We start from the raw sequence: 20,093 nt of genomic DNA on the forward strand, positions 1-20,093 counted from the left end.
ACTACTTTATGGTCGGTGACGATTGCCGGTGATGATGAGTTGGAAAACAAGGGAGGCGTCTATGTATTCCTTCAAAATTTTTTCCGGGACTTCCGTTCCCGGCTTAGGTTCTTCAGTCGCGCGCACATTAGGCGTACATCTTAGCTCTTGCACCATTGAGAAGTTTCCCGATGGTGAAACCTGGGTCAGGCTTAATGAACCGGTACGCGGCTGTGATGTCTTTATCATTCAATCAACCTCGCCACCGGTGAATGAGCGTTTGATGGAACTGCTCGCTTTTGCTGATGCCTGTCGCCGCGCCGCGGCAGCAAGGATTATAGCCGTCATCCCATATTTCGGTTATGCGCGTCAGGACAAGCGCAGTGGTCGTCGTGAACCGATTACGGCGAGCATGGTAGCCGATTTGTTACAGGCAGTCGGCATCAATCAGGTCATTACCTTCGACCTGCACACGCCGCAGGTCGAAGGATTCTTTCGCATCCCGGTTGATCGCCTGACCGCAGTGCCAATACTGGCAGGCGCGCTTGGTAGTCGGTTGCAGAAGGTAGCGGTCATCGTCTCGCCCGATGCCGGTCGCGTCAAGATGGCGACTGCCTACGCCCGGGAACTGGATTTGCCGGTCGCCGTTTTGCACAAGCAGCGCGAAAGCGGCAGCGAAACTAAAGTGACACACCTTGTGGGTGATGTGCGTGATCGCCCTTGTGTGATTATTGATGACATGATTTCTACCGGCGGCACGATTGCTGAAAGCATCGAGGCATTGCTTGAAGCCGGTGCGCGCCCGGATATAACCATAGCCGCCACGCATGGCGTTTTCGTTGAAGGTTGCCGCGAGAAACTCAGCCCTGAAGCAGTGCGTGAAGTGCTGGTGACCGACACCATTCAGGTCACCCAACCCAGGTGGCAACAACTGAAAGTCGTATCTGTTGCGCCCGTGCTGGCATCAGCAATACGGCGGTTTACCACCGACGCCTTAATCTATGATTTGCACTAGGCGGGAAGCTATCTCAGTGAGCCAATCCTGCAAGGATAACCTTTGAGTGGCAAGGAGGACTGATGAACAAAAAATTAAAAGATCGCACGGAAGCCGGTCGTCTGCTTGCTGAAAAATTAATGGCTTATGCCAATCGCCAGGATGTGGTCGTGCTTGCGCTTCCGCGTGGCGGTGTGCCGGTGGCTTATGAAATCGCCAGGAAACTGAATGCCCCATTGGATGTTTTTGTCGTGCGTAAGCTCGGATTGCCCGGTCAGGAAGAGTTGGCAATGGGAGCCATCGCCAGCGGCGGCGTTCGTGTACTTAACGAAGAAGTGGTCAAAGCTAGCGGCGTTTCTAACCAGGAGATTGCGGCGGTCGAGGCTGAAGAGCAAAAGGAATTGGCGCGTAGAGAACAACTCTATCGAAGCGGTCGTCCTGCGCCGGATGTTAGCGGGCGCACAGTGATTTTAGTGGATAATGGAATTGCCACCGGCACCACGATTTTGGCAGCCCTGGCGGCGCTCAAAAAATTGCAACCCGCTCGGATTGTCGTCGCCGCTGCCGTTGCTCCGCGATCTGCTTACGAAGCTTTACAGGCAGGAGCGGATGAAGTTATTTGCCTGCTGACGCCTGAAATCTTTTATGCCATTAGTCTGTGGTATGAAAACTTCGCGCAGACAACCGATGAAGAAGTCCGTCTTCTGCTTGATAAGGCAATTGCGCAAAAGGCAACTTCAACCTGAAACACGGGCAATCGGTCATTTGGGGGCAAGGTTATTCGGGATCGTTTTGAAGGCGGAGATGAATGAATCTCTCAGGCGCATGAAGTCCTTTATTGAAACCGGACAAGCGCCACGTGTTGCGGTAGACAGGCACACCGAAAAGACCGTTGCTCACTCGCCAGCGACGTGAATTGAAAATTAGGCGGTGATTCATCATGCGTGAAAATCTTTTAACTTTCCTTAGTGGTTACGAGGCGATGGGAGAGAAAACCGCCTTCGCGTATCGCCCGGATTTACGGATGGTGCGATGGTCAGGGCAGCGCATCGCGACAACCGCTTATCAATTTGCCAGAGAATTGGAAGCGCGAAGCATTGGTAAAGGAGACCATGTGCTTTTCTGGGCGGAGAATCGTCCCGAACTGGTGGCTGCCTTTTTCGGTTGTCTGCTGCGCGGGGTTGTCGTTGTGCCGCTTGATAAATTGAGCGCCCCGGATTTTGTCGCCCGCGTAGCCCAGCAGACTCAGCCTAAGTTGATGCTTTACAGCGGCAATCGGGGAAATATTTTTGATGTGAATATTCCCGCCATAAAAGTGAACGCACTAGCGGCAATGGTTGCACTGCATCACCCCTCGCCCTATCCCACAAGGGTTGTTAATGCCGATGAGATCGTCGAAATCATATACACATCGGGCACCACAGGTGAACCGAAAGGGGTGTGTCTCACGCACCGCAACCTGCTTGCCAGCCTGATGCCTTTGGAGCAATGGGCTGACGAGCATCGGCGGTGGGTGCGGTGGGTTCAACCTTTACGTTTTCTGAATCTGCTTCCCCTCAGCCATATTTTCGGTCAATTGATGGGACTATTTGTGCCACAGATTCTTCAGGCAGAAGTCCACTTTCTGGAGTCATTGAACCCTTCAGAAATTATCGAGACCATCAAGCACGAAAAAATATCCGCCCTCATCACGATTCCGCGCCTGCTGGAAACCCTGCGCGGTAAAATTGAGCGCGAGTGGGAAACGCAGGGTAAAACTGACAAATACAGAAAACTTTTATCAACAGCCGAAACCCGACACTTTCTCAGACGATGGTGGGCGTTTCGCAAAGTACGCGCGCTTTTCGGCTGGCGGTTCTGGGCAATCGTTTCCGGCGGCGCGACGTTAGACAAACAGACCGAGCGTTTCTGGCGCGGGCTGGGTTATCTGTTGGTTCAAGGTTATGGAATGACCGAGACCGCATCGCTCATCAGCTATAACGACCCCTTTCAAACCACTCTCGGATCAATCGGCACGAAACTGCCGGGCGTAGAAATCAAACTCGATGACAGCGGCGAAATTCTTGTGCGCGGCAACAACATCTCCCCCGGCTATTGGCGTCAAGGGGTAAGTTCGTTGACTGATAATGAAGGGTGGTTTCGCACGGGCGATCTTGGCGAGGTAGACGCATCGGGGAACCTCTATTTCAAAGGACGCAAGAAAGATGTTATTGCCACGGCTGCCGGATTGAAAATTTATCCCGAAGACCTCGAAGCCGCCCTCAATACGCAACCGGGAGTGCGCGACAGCGTGGTCATTGGTATTGAAGGACCGCTGGGTCCCGAACCGCTTGCCGTACTGCTGATGCGCGACTCTGGAAGCGAGCCGGAGGCGGTGATCAAACGTGCCAATGAACAATTGAGCGACTATCAACAAATTCGTCGCTGGCAGGTTTGGCAAGGGATGGATTTTCCGCGAACCGCGCTCCACAAGGTGCGCAAGCGGGAGGTTCTCGAAAATTTGCAAGCGCTGGCACCTGCGCTGCCTACGGTTCAACTGACGCCGCTTGTTGAAACCGTCGCCCGCGTGAGCGGCGAGGTTCCTGCTCGATTGGACGCATCGGCAAACCTCACGACAGACTTGAAACTTGATTCACTCGGTCGGGTGGAGTTGTTGAGCGCGCTTGAAGATCGTTATCAAGTGGAACTCGACGAAGCATCCTTTACCGCAGCCACCACATTGGGGGATGTCGAGAAACTGGTCAGTGAACGCACCGCCGAATCCTCGCGCCCGTATCCTTACCCGGAGTGGCCGCGCTATCTTATCATCCGCTGGCTGCGGATAGGCTTTCTTTATGCGGTAATCTTGCCGCTGACGCGGTTGTTTGCCTGGCTGCGTGTACGCGGCAAGGCGCAGGTGCGTGAAGAACAAGTGCCCGTGCTCTTTATTGCCAATCACATCACTATGATTGATCCCGTGCTGGTCATTTCCGCCTTGCCGGGACGTTTTAAAAGACACCTGGCAATTGCCATGATTGGCGAGATGCTGCGCAATTGGCGTTATCCTCCCGAAGGAACCCACTGGCTCAAACGCCTATTCTTGCGCCTGCCCTATGCTCTGGTGCTCTGTTTTTTCAATGCTTTTTCGCTCCCCCAGGAAAGCGGCTTTCGCAGAAGTTTTACGGTTGCCGGTCGCCTGATGGATGCGGGCTACAACCTGCTGGTATTTCCCGAAGGCCAGCGCACTCAGGATGGTCGCTTGAATCCCTTTATGAAGGGCATTGGATTATTAGCTTCAAAACTGAATGCTCAAATTATTCCCATAAAGATTAGTGGTCTCTTTGAATTGAAAAAGCGCAACCGCTATTTCGCCTTGCCCGGTGAGATTACTCTGACTATAGGAGAGCCGGTTCGCTACGAAGCAGGGAAGTCTCCCGACGAAATCACTGAAGATTTGCAGCAGCGTTTGGCGAAGCTTTAATCCACTGCCGATGAAAAAATCTTCAATCGGTTTTCAAAGGAAACCGTAGCGGTCATGATGAATGAAGAGATAGCCGATTTATTCGCCAGGATGGCGCGAGTGCTTGCCCTTAAAGGCGCGGATCGCTTCCGCATAATTGCTTACGAGCGTGCCGCGCGCTCGTTGCGCGATTTGAAAGAAGACATTACTTCGATTGCGCGGGAAGGGAAGTTGGATGACATTCCGGGCATCGGGGAAGACCTCGCGGCAATGATTGAGGAATATATCTCCACACGCCACATCCGCCGCTATGAAAAAGAGCGCCGCAATGTGCCCGATGAGTTGCTTGAGTTGATGGACATTCCGGGGCTTGGACCAAAAACTCTGGCGCTGCTTCATCAAAAATTTCGCATCAACAATTTGGAAGATTTGAAGCGCGTTCTTGATACCCAGGCGTTGCTGCAACTCACGGGCTTTGGTGAAAAGAAAGTTGAAAATCTTAAGCGTGGTATCCGGCTGTGGCTCGCTGCCAAAGCGCGAATGCCCCTTGGCATCGCGCTTCCTCTCGCCGAAGAACTGCTAGCCGAGGTGCGCAAAATCAAGCTGGTTGAGCGGGCTGACTTAGCCGGTTCGCTGCGCCGTCGTTGCGAAACCATTGGTGATATAGATTTGCTGGTTCTCTCCGGCGATAGCTCGAAAGCGCTCCTTGCGTTTACCCAACTGCCTGTCATCAAACAGGTGATTGCGCTTGGTCCCACCAAAGCGACAGTGATCATTGAAGGCGGCATTCAAGTTGATATTCGCGCGGTGGCAAAAGCGTCTTATGGTGCGGCGCTGCAATATTTCACCGGCTCGAAAGCGCACAACATTCACCTGCGTCTGATCGCTCAAGAACGAGGGTTGAAAATTAACGAGTACGGCATCTACCGCCAAAAGCAAAAACTCGGAGGAAAAGATGAGGCAGATGTTTATCGCATACTCGACCTGGGGATGATGCCGCCGGAGTTGCGCGAAGATAGAGGCGAGATTGAAGCGGCGCTGGTCAAGCGACTTCCAACACTGATTGAGTTGAGTGATTTACGCGGCGACCTGCATGCGCATACCAATTATTCCGATGGTCGCTCAACGATTGAAGAAATGGTTGACCGCGCATCAGAACTGGGGTTTGAATACCTGGCACTGACAGACCATTCACCTTCGGCGCGCATTGCCCACGGGCTTGATTTGAAGCGCCTGGAAAAAAAGATTCAAGAGGTTGAAACGGTGCGCAAGAAGAGAGGGCGGCGCAAGCCACACATTCTGCTTGGCGCTGAAGTGGATATTCTCGCCGATGGCAAACTTGATTACAGTGACGAAATTCTTTCTCGCTTTGATGTGGTCACGGCATCCATACACAGCGCCTTTCGACAGAGCCGGGAGCGCCTGACCGGACGATTGCTGGATGCAATTGCCAATCCCTATGTTCACATTATCGGTCATCCCACAACACGACTACTCGGCAGCCGCGAGCCTGTGGAGTTTGATTTCAAGCGCATTCTGCAAGCCGCAGTCGAAACTGGCACAGCTCTGGAGGTGAATGCTTCTCCCTTCCGTCTCGACCTGACCGATATCATGGCAAGGGCGACACAGGAAGCGGGCGTGCTGCTGGCGATTAACTCTGACGCTCACAGTGCCGCTCAACTTGAACAGATATGCTTAGGCGTATTTCAAGCGCGGCGCGGCTGGGTTGAGGCGAAAACGGTTGTCAATACCTGGGAATTGAGCCGCTTGCGTCGCTGGCTGCAAACTCGCCGCAACACTAAATCACCCTGATGAAATTGCCTTGCCTAAGGGGTAGCGTTGACGGATGCGCCTTCAAGTTTTTCTTTTGCCAGTTGCAGGTTCTTTACCAGTTCATAGCGTATTTTGCGATTGGCGATATAACGTTTGAGCCAGTTCCAGCCGCCACGCAAGGCATCCATTCTGGAACGATTGAAATAGATTAAGTAGGAGCCTTTTTTCCCCGCTTCAATTTCTGCATCGACGACCCAGGTCAACGCCAGCGATGCTTCAAAGTAATGGTTGGCGTATATCTGCTTTGAAGCAATGAGGATTTGTGATGCGTCCGTTGGTTTATAGATCGTCACATGGGTAATACTCAAAACGACCTTGTATCCTTTGATTTTCTCCTTAGACCAATAGAGGATATTTTCCACAACAGGTGGTTTGCCGAGAGGGAATTCATCAAGGTATTTATGGAATGCGGGTGCGGTCTCCAGCAGATAAGGCGACTGCTCGAGCAGTGAGCGAACCTCATCGTTTAGTCGCTGCGGATATTGCTGATCACTGTATTCAACGAGGGCTTTGTTTCCCGCGCTCAAATAGGCGCGGACATAATCAAGTAGAAATTGCTTCATCAGGGTTGTCGCTTGTTGTTTGGAATTCGCCGCTGACCAGTTCATCTCTTTGCGGAAACGCTCAATCAGAGGCGCCGGGATTTTCACGCCGCAGTCGCCAACGATACATTTCCGTAGAGCAGCCAAATGCTCGGCTTCAAGGGTAAGCTCACGCATATCTTCCAAACGCGGCGGGTCGCTGAACCTGTGAAGTTGTAACAGCATCGCGTTTTTCTTAAAGGACTCGATGTCTATAAATCTTTCCAGAAAGTATTCCTTGGTTACATTCAGGCGCATAGCACCCAATGCCGCAACCTCTCTTTTGTCGCTGGTATTCGGAAGTTTGGTGACGATTTTGCCCTGCTCTAAAGCTTTGATATTGGTTGCGGAGAATCCGAAATATTTGGGCAGGAAAGGAAGAGTTTGACGGGTATTCTTCTGCCCTTTGAGGGGCATGGCGCACAGGAAAATCACCAGTACCAAAGACAAAACAGATAATCTGTGGTTGCTCGTCATTCCCTTCACCCTCCGGCGTGATGTCGCCTTCATATGCCTTACCGACACCATAACCTTGAGCGCGACAACGCTCATAGAAGATATTGACTAAAACCGAAATTCTTCAGTGAATCGTCAGCTTGTTAGTGGCTTAATTGTGTTTGAGCCGGCGACCTGCCACCCGCTCTACTGACGTAATGTTTTCCGTAAGCTTGTTTGACGCACCTTCTTCATCTTCAACACGAATGGATGTCATCACATGGCTGGAGTAAGAGCGTGCCTCTTCATGGCAGCGTTTGATAAGCATCATGACATCATCCCAGTTTCCTTCGATACAGGTGCCCGAAGGGGTGAGCAGATAGGGAAGCCCACTCTCATCCACAATCTTCAGGATTTTGCCGAGTTCACCGCTAAGGTGAGTGTCTCGCCCAAGCGGAAAAACACTAAGTTCGACTAACATAATATTTTCTCCTTAAAATTGTTGAACCGGGAGGAATGGGAGAGCGGGATAGCCTGGCTACTCGCACTTACTCCTCCAAATAAGTGAAAGCCGTCGCTGGCATCCGCCCTTCCTCCACGGTTGATTGCTGCCCACAGACAGCAGTAGTCCGATTATCCCACTTTCACATCAACGCGCGCCGTTTCAGGTTTAGCAGATTTTGGCATCCGCAGTTCGAGGGTGCCGTTCTTGAGTATTGCGCTCGCTTTTGTTGGGTCTACCTGGACGGGCAGATCGAGCGTGTGAAAAATTTCGTTAGAACGGCGCGAGGTGGTGAAGGTTTCTCCGGTCTTTTCTTCGGAAGATTCCTCAATTTTTCCGGTGATGACCAGACGACGCGGCTCCAGATTCACTTTAAGCTCTTTCTCGCTAAAACCGGGAACCTCGGCGCGCACGGTCAAGCGGTTATCACTCTCTGTAAGATCGAGAGAAACGGGGCGCAACAATTCGCGCTCGGCGTTTAGCCAGTCTTCCAAGTCAAAGCCATCCTGACGACCACGGATGTTAAACAACTCGTAGGCGCGTCGGGCGATTGATTCATAAATTTCTTTTGCCCGGTTAAACAGGGTTTCAATTCCTACAGTATTTATTTTTACGGGTACAGCACTCGTCTGTACTTCGGGTGCAAGTTGAGTTGACATATGCACTAATCCTTTCTTTCGGTTTTTGGGTTATTATCCAACACGCCCCGGTCTATGGAGACGCAACGAAAATTAAGAGCAGGTTTCGGCACGTAAATCGCCGAATTATTGAGTTTTGAAAAAAATACATCACACCAATAAAAGCCCGTTTACCGCACTTTTTTGCCTTGATTCAAAAGAACCAAAGCGAACTGCTTTATAGACGCCGCCGCGCAATGGTGACCGAGCGAAAAGTTCCCGACGAAGCAAATGGCTCCTCGAAAGTGATGGCGTTGCTCATTTCGGACAACCGGATTCTCTCGAAGCCGAAAATGTCCAGCGTCGTCGTCAGGTAGTGATTTTTGTCCAGGATATGTGCGATAACCACTTGCCCTTCCGGTTCGAGTCTGACCTGACCGGCATGGGTTTGCGTCAATCCCTGGCTGAAACGAATCAGCACTTCAACGGCAGGCTGTTCCTCCTGCCAGTTGCGAATAATCTGTTCAGCATCTTGCGTACTGATGACTCTTTCCTGCATGGCATACCTCTTTACGGTTGCAACACGTCGCGTGTCGTGTCGCCTCTAACGGTGCGGATGAGCATCTCGGTTCCGCGCTCCAGTTTTAATTCTTTGCTGCCGTCGATAATCAATGAACCGGCGCTGGCACCTGCACCGATAATCAGTCCGACGACAACTCCTTTGCGTCCACCGATCAGTCCGCCAACTACGCCACTGATGGCAGCCCAAATGCTGGTTCGCTTGATGGCTTGCTTGCCGCGACTGCCCGAATGTATATAGCCCTCTTCATCTATTACTTTCACGGATTCACTCTGACGGACTTCAAGTAGTTCAGCTCTCAATCGGGCGTTGCGCCCGTCGCGCAGTTGAATGCGATCAAAGCTTAATCCTATTTCCGTCTTGCCTTTCAGCCGTCCGGATTTTTCAAGGTGTGAAAGGTGACCGAAAACGGTCGCGCCTTGGTAAACTCGCGGGGATACCACCGTTGCAGTGAACTGGTCGCCAACCCTGCTATGTTTACTGCTGATTGTTTCATTCAGGCGGACGACGAAGCGTGTCCCCTTAGGCACGGGCACTCGCTGTGCTGCTCCATTGACCATAGGCATGGTTAATCCCACAAGCGCGAGGCTCAAAATCACAGCTCTGAAATGGTTCTTCATGGTTTCCCTCCTTCATCTGCTTATGCGTGTTTGAGTGTCTCCATCCTGAGTACGACTATCGGCGGATTTACAGCGGTAGGCGGAGGGCGGAGTTCAACTTTAAGCTCGCGCTCCGCGCCACAGTCGTAGCAAGTTTGGATCAATCGTTTGTCCACTGAGCGTTCGTGTGGAACCCCCCAATAATGTATGTGGTTCGTCAGCAGAGATAATAAATTCATAACTGCCTCCCGGAATTAGTCGATTGCTGCGTTTAGCCTGGGTTCGGGTTGCAGCGAGGAATTCGCAATTGCCAACCTCAAATCAACTCTTCGCTGTTCGCGTCTTTGGTACGGGGAAGCAAAAAGCGTGCCGAGCAAGGAAAGTAATTCTTACAACAGTTGCGAGATGGTTAACAGAAATTTCATGCAAATTTCCTCAAGCTTTTGTGGAAATTCACAATTTTCTGGCTCTTATTACCCAAGAAGAGGGAGTGAAAATCGACCAATAATATTCCCTGGCTTTATGAAGGAGATAATCATTACAAGTTGAATATGAATGGCGTCGATGATAGGGAACTGAGTTTGCGGCAACCCGGATGCTCCTACTGCCTCGGATAAAATTATCGGCTTTGATGGAAGCCTGGTCTTTCGATACTTGGGCAATCGTTGGCTTACAAAGCCGGGTTCAACTGATCGCCAGGGTTCTTGGGTTCATACAGTCGCAACCGTTTACTGAGGGTTATGGTCACAAGAATTGAAAAACCGCTTGATACTGACGCCTGCACAAATTTGAAAGCAGACTCAAAGGACATATCAAACGCTTTCCCAAGATAACCGATGATGATATGCGCGCCAAAACCGGTGAGTAACCCCAAAGCGATTCGCGCCAGGCGTTTCGACAGGCAGGCGCTATCGTCAGGCAAGCCTTTTACCCATACGATAAAGAACGCGACATTCAAACCGAACAGGGAACCGATGGCTTCTGCTTTTACAGCAGGAATCAAGAAAAACAGGGCAACAGGCAAACCCAGAATGTATATCAACAGGAAAAAGGTTTGCCGACCGATGGGTTTGATTGAATCCGGCTTACTCAAAGATAAGCGAAAGATTGTGTCGCGCCTGAGAACCAGGCGAGCGCCATAGATTAGAATAACGCTAATCATAACCCCGCCAATCACGTCACCGATAAAATGTTTTCCCAGATAAACTCTTGAGAACGCGATTAGCGGAATCAGGATAATTGCCAACCAGCGCGTGGTGGGTTTTCCAAACAGTGAATATAGTCCGCCCCACAACGCGGTTGCGGTACTCGCATGACCTGAAGGAAAACTCCGCATGGCGAGTTCAGAAGATTGAGAAAGGTTTTGGATAAATTGCCAAAGCCTGGTTGCTGCGCCGTCGCGCGACAAACGTTTAAACAACCAATCCTCTTGCAGATTAACAACCGTTGCATCTACTTCATAAGGGCGCGGCATGGCAAATAAATTTTTGAAGAAGTCAGTAAAGAGGGCTGCTAACCAGCACAGGTTTGCCAGCACGATACCCTTGCGAAAATTAATGCCGAACAGGGTGACACTGATGAACAAGTCACGGACAAACGCAGAACCACCAGATGTGACGATGAGCATGAACCACGTGAACCAGTCTGAAGCGTGGTTTTGCAAAAACCTGATTGGTTCGGTTTCAAACATACTCTAGAGGTCAGATAAAAGTTTTCGGCAAAACTGCTTGAAAATCCCCGACCAGCGAATGCGCGGTTGGCTTTTTTGCTGTGAACCCAGGTGATTGAGCTTTGCCTGATAACCCTGGATGTTGCTGCCTTCCGGTTAATTTCTCTCCCCGCAAATTTGAGCAACAGATGATTCAACGGAAATAGGCGTTTAAGACATATTGTTCAATCATGCGATGGGCGTTAAAGAACGAACCATTGAGAGCAATGGCGTGCGCCATTATATCAAGGAAGCGCCGACGGTCTTGATAAAAAAGCGGCAAGACTACGCCTGCAAGCTTGTCATATAACGAACGCGCATCGTTTGAAGAGTCTTGCGCGGTTTTGCCGCTCAAAATTTTTTCCCCGATTGCCCACCCGGTTACGCCTTCTATATGCCCTTCAAGCCACCAACCATCCAGAACGCTCAGACTGGGAACGCCATTGAGGGCAGCCTTCATGCCGCTGGTGCCGGATGCTTCAAAAGGCGGCAGCGGGGTATTCAACCAGACATCCGCCCCTGCCACCAGAAACTTAGCGACTTCCATATCATAATTTTCAAGAAAGACAATGGTCATCTCTTTTCTGAGAGTTTCTTTCAATTCGAGAATTCGTTTGATAGCCCGTTTGCCAGCCTGGTCTTGAGGGTGAGCTTTGCCGGAAAAGATAATTTGTAGTCCGCCAAATTGGGTTGCGATTGCCTTCAACTGCTCGACATCGGCAAAGAGCAACTCCCATCGTTTATATTCGGTGGCGCGTCTGGCAAAACCGAGGGTGAACACATCCATATCCAATCCCGCATTGGTCAGATGATTGGCATAATGAAACAACGCCTTTTTGGCTTCCTGGTGAGCCGCCCAGATTTCCTCTTTGGCGATACGCAAGGCGGAGCGCAAACTGAAATTATCTTGTCGCCAGCCTGGAATGTAACGGTCGAAAAGCGTTTGAAAGGGTTGGGCAGTCCAGGTCGCCGCGTGTACACCATTAGTAATCGCGTCAATTTCGTAGTGGGCAAACAATGACCGTGAGACCTCCATATGTTTTTTCGCGACGCCATTGATGTGACGGCTGAGATTGAGCGCGAGATAAGTCAGATTCAATCGCCCTTCGCAACAAAACACCTCTTTCATTGCAAAAATATCACGGCGTCCTAAGACCTGCTCTGCAAGTTCTAAGGGAAATTGATCGTGCCCGGCAGGCACCGGCGTGTGGGTGGTGAAAATACATTTATCTCTGACAGCTTCGATGTCTTGCGAAAGGAAAGTCTCATGCTGGGCTTGCTGTCGCTGTTCGTCGAGCAGTTCAAGAGTAAGTAAACTGGAATGCCCTTCGTTGAGGTGAAAGCGTTCGATATTTTGGTGCCCAAGGGCGCGCAGCAGGCGTATGCCACCGATGCCTAAAATGACTTCCTGACAGAGGCGATAACGGCGGTCGCCACCGTAGAGATAATGCGTCAATTCTCTGTCCCAGTCGGAATTTTGCGGCAAATCCGTGTCGAGAAAATAGACAGGGATTTTGAAACCGCTGATTCCTGTTACCTCATAGCGCCAACAACCGAGTCGTACAGTTCGGGATTCGATAGAGACGCAAACCTCTACGGGCAACTTCTCTAGAAAATCATCTACAGCCCAGTGCGCAGGTTCTTCCGTCTGCCAGCCATCCGGGGTAATACGCTGATGAAAATAGCCCTTGCGGTGAAGAAGGGTAACCGCAACGAGCGGGACTTTCAAATCAGCGGCTGCGCGGATCGTATCGCCCGCGAGCACCCCCAGCCCACCGCTATAGGTCGGAATTTCCGCGTTGATACCAATCTCCATCGAAAAGTAGGCAATCACCTGATGATTCATGGTTCTTCACTCCGTTCTTGCCCGGTCTCAATAACCTTAGCACCATGCGCAGTGCCCCAGATGATTAATATCCGGAAGAATCAACACGGCACTCGGTTTGTGAAACCAGGGTTAAGGAAATCAGCAACCTGGATGGATAAGCAATCAAGATGCCAGGAAAGCCGTCTTTAACTGGCAAGAGTAAAAGCGACTATCGGCCAATCCGCGCAAACTTTCCCACTGGATATGTGCGAAACTCCGCAGCCAAAGTGTTCCTTATGGCTTTTTCACAAGGATTCAAAAATTTCTTGAGTGGTACTACGATTGCTTTTCTGATTGAGGTATCAAAGAGATTGTGCGGTTTAATAAAGGTGATGTTGAAACGTCTAGAGTTAAATCTAAAACGGACTGCAAGGATAAAAAACTGATATGTGACCAAAAACAAAACCGCCAGTTAAGGCGGTTGTAAATAATTGAATTGGTTAATGGGCGTTACTGGACTCGAACCAGTGACCCCTGCCGTGTGAAGACAGTGCTCTACCGACTGAGCTAAACGCCCGCGTTTGAGATTCAATAGGGTAGCAAATGAAATGCAGATTTGCCAATTCATTTGCTACCTCAAACCTCATCAATGAAAAAATTTTAGAAGAAAAACAGGGATGAACGATTGGCTCCATTGATGACTTGAACCCAATTGGTTCCTTCGCTTCCTAAATTCAATTTACCCTTAAAGAATAAAATCCCCGTTTCGCCATCTACCTCGAATGAAAGTGGCGTCACGATTGCCCCATTTAGAACGATTAAGGAAGTGGCACTGAAATTTTTTCCGAAGATAAATAACTTCTTTATGCCTTTAACTTTTATTCGGGTAATCAGTGGAGCATCCGCGCCTGACCCGGCAGGATTAAAAATGTTCAGTGTATAGCGCTTGGTATCGCTGTTTTCGATTTTACCGGAAAAATCGTAAACCTGAATAATCACCGTGTAGGTTCCGGCACTCGTGGGCGTTCCTTCAAGTACCCCATTGGTCGAAAAACTCAAACCCGGCGGTATGTCGCCATTCACGAATTGCCAACGATAGGGTGCCAGTCCGCCTTTTGCGCTTAACGATTGTTTGTAGTGGCTTCCGACAAAGCCATCAATCAGACTGAGATTGATAATCGTAACGGCTCCGCCTGAACCTCCGCCACCACTGCCTGCGCTGCCAACATTAATCGTCAGATTGGTGGTTGCTGCACCAAATACGCCAACGTTATCCTGGTTCATTATCCATTGAAAGTTATAAAGCCCCGGCTGGCTTGGTGCAGTGACATTAAAATTGAAGGTTGCATCGCTACCTGGCGAAATATTATTTGGTAGGCGAACGTTTCTAATGCCCCAGTCGGTTGATGATTGCGAAGTCAGCTTATAACTGGAATCCCAGATGGCAGTCCCGCTGTTTCGCATGGTAATTGAAACCGCATAACTTTGACCGGGATTCATGGCAGAAGTTACCGTTTGATTAACGAATCTCGCGTCGTTCGGGTTGGAGCCACCACCGCCACCGCCGCCGCCGCCGCCACCTGACGACCCTTGAGGATAAATGGCAAGGACACCCGTAATGTCATCGGCAGCTAATGTGGCGTCGCGCCTGCCGCGCGCCAAAGCCCACATAATCGCGTTGCTATCACCGGAATGTCCCAGTCCGATTGAATGACCGATTTCATGGCAGGCGATTTCCGCAAGCGTCGAGGGTGTGCTTAAAAAGCAATCCATCCCACGGTTGAACACGATGTCGGCTTCGAGTAAACGGTTGTAACTTCTGCCGCCAATGACTGTGGTTTCCAGACTCCAGTAAACCGTGGTTCGCGCCACCACTCCTGAACAGCCAATCGCCGGGTCTAATTGCCCTAAACAATCTCCAAATGAAATCACATTTGCGCCATCGCGGACGGCTCCGCAACTTGTCGTAGAGCCTGCTAGCTGTAATTGAATAGGTGCGCCGCTTTGTGCAGACCAGGCGGTCAACCCGCGAGTCACCTCGGCGCTTCCGCCACCGGCTACAGGGCTGCGGTCAGGGTTTAAATAATAGCTGACCGATTGTCCCGAATCGGCTTCAAACCAGCGCGTGCCGGTGACGACGAAGTCGGTTGAAAAGTTTATCCCTTCGCGCTTTTTGCGCTCATACTCGAGAGGTCTTATGGTCAGCGGCTGAGTTTGATGAATGGCATCATACTGCGCGATTAATGCGATTTCGGTATTCAGGGTTTGACGAATCTTTCCGAGGTATTCACGTAAGGGAGCGATGGAGGTCGTCGTTGACTCATCAACCGGCGCAAGCAACCGAACTTCATCATTCAAATTGCGCTTGGCGATGATTTCTCCTGATCCGATATCGGTTTCAATCGAAAAACTGCCGACAAATGAATGCGCCGTATGCAATGCCCCATCTGCGGAGGTGTTCAAATATAAAAGCACACGCTGGCCCGCTTGATAGTATGGCGCGCCAACCACTTCATACCCGCCATCGGGAAAGTAACCGCCGAGTTCTTTTAAAACGATGGTGCGATTTTCAAGATTGCCTTTGAGCAAGCGGTCACAATCAACTTCAACATAGGTCCACGCAACCTGATGTGTATCGTCCCACGCGCAAACCACCGAACGCACTTCGCCGGTAACAATAAAACGCGAACTGACGATCAAATCTTTATCTGTAGGGATAATCGCGGTAGTGGCGTGAGTCGAAGTCGAGAACAAAATCGAAATAATGAATGCGAATAAGGAGAGAGCTAAGCTCCTGCGAATTAGGTTCATGATACATCTCAAAATTGAAATTATCGGGGCAAGATAGACCGCAAAGGGTGCGATAGAATTTGTTGCTTTTTGAGCCTTCGTCGCACCCTTTGTGGATTCAATTTAGATTCAGCATTTAGTGACGTGAGCATTCAATCACAGCATCAGGCGCACGTCAAGAAAATCAAGAATTATTGCACAATTAACGGATTCGACCTGCGGTCATCAATTGAACTGCGAATCGTAACCACATCACCCGACCGCGCTTTAACCTTTGCCCGGATGATTCCTGTACCAATAAATGTTATCTTTCGACGGACACTGTTTACTTCGACGATGACATTGTTGGTAAAACCCGTACCCACGATTTCAATCACTTTTTTCGCCGCGCGCGTGACACTGAAAATGGTCGGTGCGCCGGTCTTTGCCACGGTTGAAATATTCAAGCGATAAAAGCCGGTTGAATTACTTTGAAAAGCGCCAATGCCGATGACATATCTTCCGGTGTAAGGCAACACAATGTTGAACCGCGAATCCGCCCCGTCATATTCATCGTTATAAAAATACTCGACACCGGTTTGCGGGTCGCTGAGGTTGATTTCCGGGTCTAATCGCGAACCCAAAACCTCTGCATCAACATCAACAATTAAAGTCTCACCGGCTTCCGCGATGAAGCTATAAAAATCAACATCATTTCTGACTTCGATATCACCGAAAATCGTGGTCGGGATACTTGAAACGGATTGCGCCTGCCGGTCGTTGGGTTCAACTTCATTGACATCTACGCCGCGCGTGATGTTCAGCAGATAGTTGTAAGATGCGCCGCCAAAATCATCAACATCGGCGATACCGATAATAAAGACCGCATCCTCAGCCGGGGTGAAGCGAATCAACGGGTCATTGCTGACGTCGCCAATATCTCTTGCCAGCAGTTGCCCGCTGGAATTGAAAAGCAATAAATCGGCAATCATATCCGAACGTTGCAATCGAGATGCAAAGGCTTCGATGACATGGGATTGCCCGGCTAAGCCTTCAAAAGCAAAAAAATCAATATCGCCGTCAACTGCCATCCTGCCGAAAATATTTACCGGTAACGAAACGCCTTGCGCGATGACATCATTGGGTTCGATTTCGTTTATATCCCCGCCGCCGGTGCCGAAACTCTGCGGGGTGATTTTATTGAGGTCAGGCACCCCGGCAGCTTTTCGGACTGGATTAAAAATCCGGGTTTTATTCATTTCTCTGCTTGGTGATGACCCCGACTCCAGTTTACTTTCCGGTTGCGAATGGCGCTGCAATCGGCGAAACGCTGACGCTTTATCAAGGTCGATAACTGGTGAGGTTCTCGAAGAAATTTTTTCTTCATTTTGCGGGCGGCTGATTTTCAAAACCGCTTCCTGTGCTGCAACTGAAAACCAGCAAAAAAGTATTACTGTAAAAATGGCTATGATTTTTTGTTTTGGGGATTGCGAAAACATTTTGAACTCCTGTCGCAACCCCATCTGTCATCCTGTTTCGCTAGTTTATGATGCCATGACAATAGCGATAAGTTTGCACCCCAAGGATTTTTTTCAAAATAAAGTGAAAGGAATTATTTGACTAAACCAGAAATCAAGACATTGGCACACTCGATGTTGAAAAAATGCCGATAAACCGGGCTTATTCTTAATCTGTCGTGTACCAAACTACTGCATTCCGGTTTAGGTGGGCAGCAATAGTCAGGGTTGCTCCTTTGCCATTTTTTGAGAAGTAAGCATCCAACGGTTTAAGGAAGGGAATTGCCAGAAGAAAGAGCAGGCGTTTAAGTGGTGAATGCCAAAGCCGCGCTTTCAAACTTTGACGCAAGGCGTGAGGGTTATGAACCTTTGATTGAAAACTCGAATGATAAATTTCAAAACCGGCACTCTCTAAAGCGCGATTCAAGGTCTCGTAATCAAAATGGTAGCGATGGCGCGGGGCATCCAAAGCAAACCAATCGCCTTTGAAAAGTTTTGCCTGATAGCTGGAAGCATTCGGCACTTGAATAATCAAACTGCCATCGGGTTTCAAAATTCTTCGAGCTTCCAAAAGCTGTTTCATCGGTTGGTTGGTATGTTCAAGCGCCGACCAGAAGGTCACGGTATCAAAAAATTGACTGTCGAAATTTGCATCAAGCAAAGTTCCGGTAATAATTTTTTCTTCGCCGAAAATTTTTGCGGCAGCGCGCGTAGCATTCGGACTGATTTCAACGCCATAACCATCCCAACCCTGATTACCGAGTGCCCTTAAAAAAAATCCTGCGCCGCAACCGACATCCAGAATTCTTCCACCTGGTAAATGGCATTCACCGACAAAGGTTGTTTTGTCGGATTGTGAAGATTGAATCCACTGCGGGCTTGGTTCACCTCCCCAATAATCTTCCGGGTAATATTTCGAGAGTTCGGTTTCGGTCATTGCCGGCAAGGTGCGCAATACTTTACAACCGCTGCATTCGGCGATGGTAAAAATTTCATTAGTAATTTTTAAGCGATCTTTCGTAGAAAATATTTTTTGCATTTGTGTTGAACCACACAAATCACAAGGATTTTCGGGCGCTTCAAGCAACAGAGTTTGAGAAATCGGTTCAGACATGGAGGGGAGATTGTAGAAGAGCGCAGGGCTTGAGAGAAAGACGAAAACCAAACAGGCGGCTTTTTATTTTGATTGGTTATGAAATAAAAAGCCGCCTGTTTCGATGTGAGGTTTGATTAGAAATTAAAGGTTCGCGGATTAGAATACACGCCAAATTTGCGAACCCTAAGGGTATTCGCCCCTGGCACGATATTCAAATTCGCGAGGGATGAGCCAATCACCACGAGTTTTGCGCCTGCGCCTTTTACTTTGATTCGGGACGGAGTAACGATGACCCCGTTGATTTCAATCTCTATGGGTGTGCCAAAACCTGAACCTTTTATGGACAATGAGGGGTCTTCCGGGAAGAAGGTAGTTTTGTTTATGGTCGCACCAACGGTTTGCGCCACAGTATTGAGTGAATGTCCGATGGTTTCAAGCACGGCTTTGTCATTTTCGGAAATGTCGATATGGCGTCCGCGAGCGATAGTCGGGTCCATAATGCCAACGGTGGTTCCGGTTATTTCATCAGCTTTCCAATGGCTGCTCTGGTTGCCATCGCCACCTTGTGAAGTTGTACCGGTTGATAAGGCTAATTCCGCTCCACCTGCATAAAAAACATGTTGACCACCGCTGTTTAATATTCTTGGCGAGGTGACGAAATTGCCTGAAGTGATGCCCGGTGCAAAGCGGAAAAAGTCCCAAATATTTACATCGGGAGTTCCGCTCTGAGTTTGTGAAGCCATAGTGGTAAATCCCAATGCATGTCCGATTTCATGGGTTGCCACGGTGTCGAAGTCAATCGAATTAGGGTCAACGCCATTGCTGGGGTCGAAATCAAATGCAAAAGCCGAGTTAAAACCGATAGAGGGCGGAGCGCCGAAATTCGGTTCTTCGGCTGCCGGGTCAGCAACCGCAGCAATGACTCCTATGGCTCTTAATACCGAAGAAGCCGCGACAATGTTTGCCGAGTTACCTTTGTCGGTAGGCAATTGGTTCAGTGGAAGCGCATTATAGAGAATTCTTTCCGAATCGTTAGAGGCTTCCTCAATCATCACTTCCCGTATATCAGGGTATATTCCATCGGCACCAAGCAGTTGGGTACGGGTTGAGCCGAGGACATCAGGGTCATAGGGCGTACCAAATCGAGTGGTGCCAAAATCCACATCAATTACCACAGTGATCGGCGATTTAATGAGCGCTTCCCAGTGGGCGGCGGCTCTGATGAAGGCGTCTTTCGCCTCCGGGTTGGCATCAAGTTGCGTAGTGCCACGCAGGGTGATGGTCAATCCATCAACAGCCTGAATGCGAACCCTTGGAGATATTTCTTGCAATTCACCTTCGGAAGGATTGCGGAAATATTGCGACTCGGCGAAAGTCGCTTCCTGGCAGGTGGCTTCGCCATCCATACCGACTCGAATCATATAAAGATTATCGGGTGATTCGACAGCGTGAAAACTGTCTTTTAGATTCCGAGGCGTTGCCGCTCGGCTATGCGAAAGGTTTGATAGTGGTAATAAGCCAAAGATTAAAACCAAACTCAGGGTGACCACACACAAAACTCTCAAGCTAGGGTACTTCATATTTTAACCTCACATTCTTATTTGGGAGATGTTACTTTCGGATAACCGTTCTTAGTG

Annotated in this window: 15 protein-coding genes and 1 tRNA gene; 4 read left to right on the forward strand and 12 right to left on the reverse strand. The window is 49.7% G+C overall.

Going from position 1 to position 20,093, the window contains the following annotated elements; translation table 11 throughout:
• Positions 1 to 61 precede the first annotated feature (61 nt).
• The 4 genes from AB1757_14970 to polX all read left to right on the forward strand — a co-directional run bounded on the left by AB1757_14970 (position 62) and on the right by polX (position 6,224).
• Positions 62 to 994: a ribose-phosphate pyrophosphokinase gene (locus AB1757_14970; GenBank protein MEW6128339.1), complete on the forward strand. Its 933-nt coding sequence runs from the start codon at positions 62 to 64 to the stop codon at positions 992 to 994.
• Between the two features lie 62 nt (positions 995 to 1,056).
• Positions 1,057 to 1,719 carry a phosphoribosyltransferase gene (locus AB1757_14975; protein ID MEW6128340.1) on the forward strand — a complete coding sequence of 221 codons (663 nt, stop codon included), beginning with the start codon at positions 1,057 to 1,059 and terminating at the stop codon, positions 1,717 to 1,719.
• Positions 1,720 to 1,913: 194 nt separating this feature from the next.
• On the forward strand, positions 1,914 to 4,433 hold the full coding sequence (locus AB1757_14980) for an AMP-binding protein (protein ID MEW6128341.1): 2,520 nt from the start codon (positions 1,914 to 1,916) through the stop codon (positions 4,431 to 4,433).
• Positions 4,434 to 4,487: 54 nt separating this feature from the next.
• Positions 4,488 to 6,224, forward strand: a complete 1,737-nt coding sequence (gene polX, locus AB1757_14985; GenBank protein MEW6128342.1) for a DNA polymerase/3'-5' exonuclease PolX — start codon at positions 4,488 to 4,490, stop codon at positions 6,222 to 6,224.
• 14 nt (positions 6,225 to 6,238) lie between these two features.
• Here polX and AB1757_14990 read toward each other — a convergent pair whose 3' ends face one another.
• The 12 genes from AB1757_14990 to AB1757_15045 all read right to left on the reverse strand — a co-directional run bounded on the left by AB1757_14990 (position 6,239) and on the right by AB1757_15045 (position 20,036).
• Positions 6,239 to 7,378, reverse strand: a complete 1,140-nt coding sequence (locus tag AB1757_14990) for a hypothetical protein (protein ID MEW6128343.1) — start codon at positions 7,376 to 7,378, stop codon at positions 6,239 to 6,241.
• 55 nt (positions 7,379 to 7,433) lie between these two features.
• The gene (locus tag AB1757_14995; GenBank protein ID MEW6128344.1) at positions 7,434 to 7,742 is read right to left on the reverse strand and encodes an MTH1187 family thiamine-binding protein; all 309 of its coding nucleotides are present in this window, start codon (positions 7,740 to 7,742) and stop codon (positions 7,434 to 7,436) included.
• A 152-nt stretch (positions 7,743 to 7,894) separates the two neighbouring features.
• Positions 7,895 to 8,422 carry an Hsp20 family protein gene (locus AB1757_15000; protein ID MEW6128345.1) on the reverse strand — a complete coding sequence of 176 codons (528 nt, stop codon included), beginning with the start codon at positions 8,420 to 8,422 and terminating at the stop codon, positions 7,895 to 7,897.
• A gap of 196 nt (positions 8,423 to 8,618) precedes the next feature.
• A complete protein-coding gene (locus tag AB1757_15005; GenBank protein MEW6128346.1) occupies positions 8,619 to 8,939 on the reverse strand; it encodes a hypothetical protein in 321 nt (106 codons plus the stop codon).
• A gap of 11 nt (positions 8,940 to 8,950) precedes the next feature.
• The gene (locus AB1757_15010; GenBank protein MEW6128347.1) at positions 8,951 to 9,580 is read right to left on the reverse strand and encodes a hypothetical protein; all 630 of its coding nucleotides are present in this window, start codon (positions 9,578 to 9,580) and stop codon (positions 8,951 to 8,953) included.
• Positions 9,581 to 10,229: 649 nt separating this feature from the next.
• Positions 10,230 to 11,249: a phosphatase PAP2 family protein gene (locus AB1757_15015; protein ID MEW6128348.1), complete on the reverse strand. Its 1,020-nt coding sequence runs from the start codon at positions 11,247 to 11,249 to the stop codon at positions 10,230 to 10,232.
• A 172-nt stretch (positions 11,250 to 11,421) separates the two neighbouring features.
• Complete coding sequence (gene glgP, locus AB1757_15020; protein ID MEW6128349.1) at positions 11,422 to 13,113, reverse strand: alpha-glucan family phosphorylase; 1,692 nt, start codon at positions 13,111 to 13,113, stop codon at positions 11,422 to 11,424.
• Between the two features lie 465 nt (positions 13,114 to 13,578).
• A tRNA-Val gene (locus AB1757_15025) sits at positions 13,579 to 13,651 on the reverse strand.
• Positions 13,652 to 13,734: 83 nt separating this feature from the next.
• On the reverse strand, positions 13,735 to 15,885 hold the full coding sequence (locus AB1757_15030; GenBank protein ID MEW6128350.1) for a matrixin family metalloprotease: 2,151 nt from the start codon (positions 15,883 to 15,885) through the stop codon (positions 13,735 to 13,737).
• Positions 15,886 to 16,055: 170 nt separating this feature from the next.
• Positions 16,056 to 17,252: a PPC domain-containing protein gene (locus AB1757_15035; protein MEW6128351.1), complete on the reverse strand. Its 1,197-nt coding sequence runs from the start codon at positions 17,250 to 17,252 to the stop codon at positions 16,056 to 16,058.
• 277 nt (positions 17,253 to 17,529) lie between these two features.
• Entirely contained in the window at positions 17,530 to 18,399 is an 870-nt protein-coding gene (locus AB1757_15040; protein MEW6128352.1) for a class I SAM-dependent methyltransferase, read from the reverse strand.
• A gap of 191 nt (positions 18,400 to 18,590) precedes the next feature.
• Positions 18,591 to 20,036: an NF038122 family metalloprotease gene (locus AB1757_15045; GenBank protein MEW6128353.1), complete on the reverse strand. Its 1,446-nt coding sequence runs from the start codon at positions 20,034 to 20,036 to the stop codon at positions 18,591 to 18,593.
• Positions 20,037 to 20,093: the final 57 nt, after the last annotated feature.

Source organism: Acidobacteriota bacterium (genome assembly GCA_040754075.1).
GTDB lineage: Bacteria > Acidobacteriota > Blastocatellia > UBA7656 > UBA7656 > JBFMDH01.